Here is a 7,275-nt window from a genome sequence, read left to right on the forward strand (position 1 = left end):
GGCTTGTAGCGCTCGCCACAACCGATCGCGAAGGTCGGGATGATCTTCATGTCGAATGCCGACGCATGGTCGTTATAGACGAGGATCACGACGTCGGGCTTTTCCGACTTTTCCCATTCGCGGGTCCAGTCATAGCCGGCGAAGATCGGGCCGAAATAATCGTCGCGATCCTTGCCCTGATCGACCGCCACGCCCAGCAGCGGGACATGGCTCGACGCGACGCCTGCGGTAATGCGTGCCATGCTCAATTTCCTTTGCTGATCGAGCGGACGCCCTCGGGCGAACGCCCGCCGCGCATCATCATCTCGCGATATTCGGGAAAGCTCATATCGGTCATCGTGCTGACCGCCTCGGCAAAGGCGATGCCGTCGGTCGAAAAGAGCTTCGAGAGGAAATAGACGTTGCCGCCCAGATCCAGGCACTTGTTGTAATCGCGCGCGAGCAGTGCCTGCTTCATCTCTTCGGAGAGCGGCCATTCGTCGAGATAGGCGCGCTCGTCTGCCTTGAACCGTTCGCGGTTCTCGGCCTTCATCAGGCTCATCGCGAACTGGTTCATATGGTATCCCGCGCGTGCGCGCTTGGCGGTGAACACGCGCGTTCCGGGAATGTCGTCAAACTCGGCGAGATAGGTGTGGATGTCGGTGTGGTCGGTCACAGGCCGCGCTCCTTCAGCTTGGCGTCGAGGCGGGGAAAAACACGGCGGGCGTTCCCGGAGAAGATCGCCGCGCGCTCGGCATCGCTGATGTCGAGCGCATCGACATAGCGTTTGGTATCGTCGAAATAATGCCCGGTGGTGGGATCGATCCCGCGCACCGCGCCGACCATTTCCGACCCGAACAGAATGTTCTTGTTCTCGATCACATCGGCGAGCAGGTCGATTCCGGGCTGGTGATAGACGCAGGTGTCGAAGAAGATGTTGTTCATCAGATGCGTGTCGAGCGACGGTTTCTTCAGCATGTCCGCCAGCCCGCGATAGCGCCCCCAATGATAGGGCACTGCGCCGCCGCCATGCGGGATGATGAAGCGCAGGCTCGGGAAATCCGCGAACAAATCGCCCTCCAGCAACTGCATGAAGGCGACCGTGTCGGCGGCGATATAATAGCCGCCGGTCGCGTGCATCGCCGGGTTGCAGCTGCCCGACACATGGATCATCGCCGGAACGTCGAGCTCGACCATCTTGTCGTAGAACGGGTACCAATAGCGGTCGGTCAGTGGCGGGTGGGTGAAATGCCCGCCGCCGGGATCGGGGTTCAGGTTGCAGCCGATGAAGCCGAGCTCGGTCACGCACCGCTCCAGCTCGGCGATGCTGGCGGTCATATCGGCCTTGGGCGATTGCGGCAGCATGCACACGCCGACGAACGTCTCGGGGAACAGCCCGACGACGCGAGCGATCAGGTCGTTGCAGCGCTTCGCCCATTCGATCGCGACGGCTTCGTCCCCGACATGCGGCGCCATCGCCGATGCACGGGGGGAAAAGATGGTCAGGTCCGCGCCGCGTTCCTTGATCAGGCGCAGCTGGTTCGCCTCGATCGTCTCGCGGATCTCGTCGTCGCTAATCTGCGGATAGGGCGGGCACGGCGTCCCCGCCTTGAACGCCGCCTTCTGCTCCTCGCGCCAGGCGTCATGCGCCTTGGGCAGGACGGTGTAATGGCCGTGGCAGTCGATGATCACGCGGCTTTATCCTCTTCCCTTGCTTCAATTGCGGCGAGTTTCGCCGTCAGCCCGTCGGGCGGCGTCATGCCGAGCGCGCCCATCTCGCGTTGACGCTGGATCGTCCCTCGCGTCATCGCCGGATCGACGCCCAGATCGCTCAGCGTCTTGGCAACCTCCTCCATCTCCGCGGCGCGGCGGGTGCCGTGGGCGAGCATCCGATCGAGATTATAATCGGCGCGCGCAGCCCAGCCCTGCTCCTTCCAACTCGCGTCGAGCGAGGCCAGCACAGCCTCGCGCACGCCCGCCCGCTCCGCGGCCAGCACGCATTCGGCGGTCAGCGCCTCCAGCCCCTTGACCATCACCGACCGGATCATCTTGATCGCCGACGCATCGCCGACCTTCGGCCCTGCGACCGACACCTTGGTGAAGCCATAAGCACGCAGTGCCGCAGCGGCGCCCTCCGCATGCGGCCCGGCAACCAGCAGCGGCACCGAAAGCCGCGCTGGAAGCACCGGTGCCATCACCGCGACATCGACATAGCGCGCGCCGGCTGCCTCAACCGCTTGAGCGGCTTCGCGCTTGGTGCCGGGCGCGACGCTGTTCATATCGAGCCAAAGCGCACCGGATTTCAGCAAAGGCGCGCAGCGCTGCGCGGCTGGAAGCGCCTGATCGGCGGTGACGAGGCTCAGGACCAATTCCGCATGCGCCAATGCACCTGCGGGGGTTGCGGACCAGCGCACTTCGGCGCGTTCATATTCGGCGATCTTTGATGGACGTGTTTCGCCATTTTCGGTGGCGATGTCGAATGCGGCAACGCCGGGTTGCGCAAAGGCTTGCCCTGCTTCGCCAAATCCCACCAGAGATGTCCACTCGATCATGGGTTCCATGAAGCGTTGTTTGGCGACATGTTCTAATCGGATTGCTTTGGGGGCTATCCGTTTTTCTGAAGTCTGGTCTCTTTCGAGGCGCGGTGGAGCAGGTCGATGAAGCGGGCCTGGCTGGCGGTGGGGCGCCAGCCTGCGCGTGTGCTGATGCCGATCGTACGGACCGCGCCGGGGAGTTGCGGACCGATGCGCTCGAGCATTCCGGCCCCGACCTCCAGCGCGACCTGATCGGGCGAGAGCAGGGTCAGCAGATCGCTCTGGACCAAGAGGCCGCGGATCACCATCACCGAGCCGCATTCGATCGGGACCGGGGGCAGTGCGCGCCCGGCGAACAGCGCCTCCCAGTGCGCGCGCAGGGGCGTGCCGACCGGCCCCACGACCCAGGACTGCGCGGCGAGCGTATCGAGATCGACTGCGCCCTGCGCCAGCGGATGCCCGCGCCGCCCGAAGATCGCAAGCCGATCGGTGAACAGTGGCATCTGCTCCACCCCGGGAGGGCAGTCGTCGCGCAGCGCACCGACCATGATGTCGATAATGCCGTCGAGGAGCGGATCGACCAGCTCGCGCCACGACCCTTCGATCACATCGACCACCGTACGCGGCTCTTCGCGCAGGAATTGCGCGAGGCTGTGGGGCAGAAGCAGCGCGCGGCTGAGCGGCATCGCGCCGATTGCGATGCGGCCACCCTCCCCTTCGTCACCGCGCGCCTCGGCGATCCCCGCAGCGATTTCGCTGGCGGCGAGCCGCACGCCGCGCGCCAGCGTGCGGCCCGCCGGGGTCAGCGCCATGCCGCGTCCGCGCCGCTCGGCGAGCGGGGTCGCGCAGACCTGTTCGAGTTCGCGGACGGAACGGTGGACGGCAGGTTGCGACATCCCGCTCGCCGCTGCCGCACCGGCGAAACCCTGCGCATCGGCGAAGTGCAGGAAGGCATCGAGTTGGGTCGCGGTCATCAGCAGTTCGGGGCGCGCGAACCCACGCGAGCCGCCGCGTGCCGAGCGCCGCGTCGCTGCGGCGAGCTGGTCGAATGCCCGCTCAACCCGCTCGGCCAGCGCGGTCCCGGCCGGACTGGGCGTGACCCCGTCCGAATGCCGGTCGAACAGGGTGACGCCGAGCTGCTTCTCCAGCTTGGCCAACCCCTGCGTCAGTGCCGGCTGCGACAGCCCCGCCGCCTCAGCCGCACGGTTGAGACTGCCCTGCGCAATCACTTGCCCCAGCGCGCGCAGGTGCCGGAGATTGAGGTCGAACGGACGGATCATGCCGCCAACATATCCGAAAATCTTATTGCATAAACGGAATTCATATTATGGTGTGTTGGAGATCGGAAGCCATGGAAGGCGAACAAAGTCGCGGGCCGAAATGCGCATTTGTTCAAAAAAGCGAACATGTCGCGCAACAAGGCTGCATCGGCCCAAAGGCGGATTCGACATTCCGCACCGGAGAAGACAATGAGTGCACGCGTCGTCCAGAATATCCAGCGCACCCCGATGGACATCGTCGATGGCCTTGCCGAAGCGGGCGTCGCGACGGTGCACGAGGCGCAGGGACGGATCGGCCTGCTCGCCCATTATATGCGCCCAATCTATGCCGGAGCGCGGATTGCGGGGAACGCCGTCACCATTTCCTCCCCGCCGGGCGACAACTGGATGGTGCATGTCGCGATCGAGCAGCTGAAGGAAGGTGACATCCTCGTCCTCGCGCCAACCTCCCCCTGCGTTGACGGCTATTTCGGCGATCTGCTGGCGACCAGCGCCATGGCGCGCGGGTGTCGCGGGCTGGTGATTGATGCCGGCGTGCGCGACGTGCGCGACCTGACGCAGATGGGCTTTCCGGTCTGGTCCAAGGCGGTGTTCGCGCAGGGGACGGTCAAGAACACTTTGGGGTCGGTCAACGTGCCGATCGTGTGCGCAGGGGCCGCGATCGAGCCGGGCGATGTGATCGTTGCCGATGACGATGGGGTGTGCGTGGTCAAGCGCGCCGATGCCGCCACCGTGCTGGAGGCAGCGCGCAAGCGTGAGGCGGCGGAGGAAGCCAAGCGCGTGCGGCTGGCGGCGGGTGAGCTGGGGCTCGACATCTACGACATGCGGCCGCGCCTCGCTGAGATGGGGCTAAAATATGAGTGAGGGCGTCCGCTGCATGTGGATGCGCGGCGGGACGTCGAAGGGCGGGTATTTCCTTGCCGACGACCTGCCCGCCGATACAGCCGCGCGCGACGCGTTTCTGCTGCGGGTGATGGGGTCGCCCGACCCGCGCCAGATCGACGGCATGGGCGGCGCGGACCCGCTGACGAGCAAGGTCGCGGTGGTGCGCAAGTCGGCGCGCGACGGGGTCGATGTCGATTATCTGTTCCTGCAAGTGTTCGTCGACCAAGCGATCGTCACCGATGCGCAGAATTGCGGAAACATCCTCGCCGGGATCGGTCCGTTCGCGATCGAGCGCGGGCTGGTTGCTGCACAGGACGGCGGGACGCGCGTCGCGATCTTCATGGAGAATACCGGGCAGGTCGCGGTGGCGACGGTGCAGACGCCGGGCGGCGTGGTCCGCTATGACGGCGATGCAAGCATCAGCGGCGTGCCGGGAACGGCGGCGCCGATCCCGCTCGCCTTTCGCGATACCGCTGGATCATCGTGCGGCGCATTGCTGCCGACCGGCAATGGCGTGGACGAGATCGATGGCGTGAAGGTCACGCTGATCGACAACGGCATGCCGTGCGTGGTGATCGCGGCGAGCGATGTCGGCATCACCGGTTACGAGGATCGCGACACGCTCGACGCGGATGATGCGATGAAGGCGAAGGTCGAGGCGATCCGGTTGCAGGCCGGGCCGCTGATGAATCTGGGCGATGTGACCGGGAAATCAGTGCCGAAGATGATGCTGGTCGCAGCCCCACGCGAAGGCGGTGCGATCGCCGTCCGATCACTGATCCCGCACCGCGTTCATGCCTCGATCGGGGTGCTGGGCGCGGTCAGCGTGGCGACGGCGTGCCTGATCGACGGATCGCCCGCAGCCGCGCTGGCGGTGGTGCCGGAGGGACGGTCGCTGACCCTGGGGGTCGAGCATCCGACCGGGGTCACTGAGTGCGTGGTGACGCTGGATGATGCTGGTGCCCCGATCGAGGCGGGGATGCTGCGGACGGCGCGGAAACTGATGGATGGGATGGTGTTCGGGTGATGTGGCGCAGGGGCTGCAACACCGTCGGTCATGCTGGCGGTCTTTCAGCGTCCAATCTGCCGCCATTAGCTGAGCCGCGTGTGGCGTGGTGGATGCTGAAACAAGTTCAGCATGACGGAAATATGGGAGTTTGGCGGTGAGCACAGATCGGGACGGGCGTATCCGCAGCTGGACGCTGGAGCCTTCTAAGCCGCGCTTTACCCCGCCCCCGGGCGCGGTCGATGCGCATTGCCATGTGTTCGGGCCGCAGGCGCAGTTCCCGTTCAGCCCCAAGGCGAAGTATCTGCCACAGGACGCCGGGCCCGAGGCGCTGTTCGCGCTGCGCGAGCGACTGGGCTTTGCGCGCAACGTGATCGTGCAGGCGAGCTGTCACGGCACGGACAATGCCGCGACGCTGAACGGCATCGCGGTGTCGGGCGGCACGTGTCGCGGGATCGCGGTGGTCGATCCGGCGATTTCGGACGAAGAACTGGATGCGCTGCACGCGGGTGGCATTCGCGGCGTGCGGTTCAACTTCTTGAAGCGGCTGGTCGATGATGCGCCGAAGGACAAGTTCCTCGATGTGGCGCAGCGGATCGCACGGCTGAACTGGCATGTCGTGGTCTATTTCGAGGCGGATATCCTGGAGGAAATGAAGCCGTTCCTCGCCGCGATTCCGGTGCCGATCGTGATCGACCATATGGGTCGGCCCGATGTGCGGCAGGGGCCCGACGGGGCGGACATGACCGCGTTCCGCGCGCTGCTCGACAGCCGCGACGATATCTGGACCAAGGTCACTTGTCCCGACCGGCTCGATCCCGCCGGACCGCCTTATGCCGATTTCGTCGCGGCGGTGCGCCCGCTAGTCGAGGCCTATCCCGATCGCGTGCTGTGGGGCACCGACTGGCCGCATCCGAACATGGAGCGCGTGCTGCCCGATGACGGCGCGCTGGTCGATGTCATCCCCGAAATCGCGCCGACGGCGGAGTTGCAGCACAAGCTGCTCGTCGCCAATCCGATGCGGCTCTACTGGCCCGAGGAAGCCTGACCATCGCGGACGCGGAGGCCAGCGAGAGGACGGGACGGCTGATCCTGCTGGGCGGGATCATCGCGCTCGGCTCGCTGGCGATCCAGATCATCGTCCCCGCGCTGCCGCAACTGGCCGAGGGGATCGGCGCGACGCCAGCGGGCGGGCAGTTGGTCATTTCGGTCTATCTGATCGGGCTGGCGCTGGGACAGCTGGGCTGGGCACCGGTTGCGGATCGGCAGGGGCGCAGGCCGGTGCTGATCGGCGGGCTGGTGGTCTTTCTGAGCGGCACGCTGATGTGTGCGCTGGCCGGCAATTTGGCGACGATGCTGGCGGGCCGGGCAGTGCAGGCCGCGGGAGCCTCATCGTCGCTGATCGCCGGGCGTGCGATGGCGACCGACACCGCGCCGGTGGGCAAGGCCGCTGCGCCGCTGGCGATCCTGACCAGCGTGACCCTGATCTCCCCCGCCCTCGCCCCGGCACTGGGTGGTGCAGTGACGAGCATCGGCGGGTGGCGGGCGCTGTTCTGGATACTCGCCGCGCTGACACTGATTGGCGGGGCGC

At 66.1% G+C, this 7,275-nt stretch carries 8 protein-coding genes and 1 pseudogene; 4 read left to right on the top strand and 5 right to left on the bottom strand.

The annotated features are described in order from the left end of the window. From AX681_RS17590 to AX681_RS17610, 5 genes and pseudogenes are all read right to left on the bottom strand, one after another. A pseudogene (locus AX681_RS17590) lies at positions 1–242 on the bottom strand (protocatechuate 3,4-dioxygenase); the annotation flags it as partial. 2 nt (positions 243–244) lie between these two features. Continuing rightward, entirely contained in the window at positions 245–655 is a 411-nt protein-coding gene (gene ligA, locus AX681_RS17595) for a protocatechuate 4,5-dioxygenase subunit alpha (protein ID WP_066663503.1), read from the bottom strand. Beyond that, a complete protein-coding gene (locus tag AX681_RS17600; protein WP_066663500.1) occupies positions 652–1,671 on the bottom strand; it encodes an amidohydrolase family protein in 1,020 nt (339 codons plus the stop codon). Before AX681_RS17600 ends, ligA begins: the two co-directional genes overlap by 4 nt. Then, complete coding sequence (locus tag AX681_RS17605; RefSeq protein WP_066663508.1) at positions 1,668–2,531, bottom strand: NAD(P)-dependent oxidoreductase; 864 nt, start codon at positions 2,529–2,531, stop codon at positions 1,668–1,670. Before AX681_RS17605 ends, AX681_RS17600 begins: the two co-directional genes overlap by 4 nt. A 53-nt stretch (positions 2,532–2,584) precedes the next feature. Beyond that, the gene (locus tag AX681_RS17610) at positions 2,585–3,793 is read right to left on the bottom strand and encodes a LysR family transcriptional regulator (RefSeq protein ID WP_066663497.1); all 1,209 of its coding nucleotides are present in this window, start codon (positions 3,791–3,793) and stop codon (positions 2,585–2,587) included. 189 nt (positions 3,794–3,982) lie between these two features. On the opposite strand from AX681_RS17610, the gene ligK reads away from it, so the two are divergent. The 4 genes from ligK to AX681_RS17630 all read left to right on the top strand — a co-directional run. After that, complete coding sequence (gene ligK / locus AX681_RS17615) at positions 3,983–4,657, top strand: 4-carboxy-4-hydroxy-2-oxoadipate aldolase/oxaloacetate decarboxylase (protein WP_066663493.1); 675 nt, start codon at positions 3,983–3,985, stop codon at positions 4,655–4,657. Further along, positions 4,650–5,705: a 4-oxalomesaconate tautomerase gene (locus AX681_RS17620; protein WP_066663491.1), complete on the top strand. Its 1,056-nt coding sequence runs from the start codon at positions 4,650–4,652 to the stop codon at positions 5,703–5,705. Before ligK ends, AX681_RS17620 begins: the two co-directional genes overlap by 8 nt. A gap of 136 nt (positions 5,706–5,841) precedes the next feature. Then, complete coding sequence (locus tag AX681_RS17625) at positions 5,842–6,732, top strand: amidohydrolase family protein (protein WP_066663506.1); 891 nt, start codon at positions 5,842–5,844, stop codon at positions 6,730–6,732. 110 nt (positions 6,733–6,842) lie between these two features. Continuing rightward, positions 6,843–7,275: MFS transporter (locus AX681_RS17630; RefSeq protein WP_231735008.1), on the top strand; the 433-nt coding region annotated here is incomplete at its 3' end.

Source organism: Sphingomonas sp. CCH9-E2, from assembly GCF_001557215.1.
Lineage (GTDB): Bacteria > Pseudomonadota > Alphaproteobacteria > Sphingomonadales > Sphingomonadaceae > Sphingomonas.

What these genes read in the sequence shown, in the direction of transcription:
- AX681_RS17605 (WP_066663508.1), bottom strand. Translation starts at nt 2,531, where the DNA reads ATGATCGAGTGGACATCTCTGGTGGGATTTGGCGAAGCAGGGCAAGCC.
- AX681_RS17610 (WP_066663497.1), bottom strand. Translation starts at nt 3,793, where the DNA reads ATGATCCGTCCGTTCGACCTCAATCTCCGGCACCTGCGCGCGCTGGGG.
- ligK (WP_066663493.1), top strand. Translation starts at nt 3,983, where the DNA reads ATGAGTGCACGCGTCGTCCAGAATATCCAGCGCACCCCGATGGACATC.
- AX681_RS17620 (WP_066663491.1), top strand. Translation starts at nt 4,650, where the DNA reads ATGAGTGAGGGCGTCCGCTGCATGTGGATGCGCGGCGGGACGTCGAAG.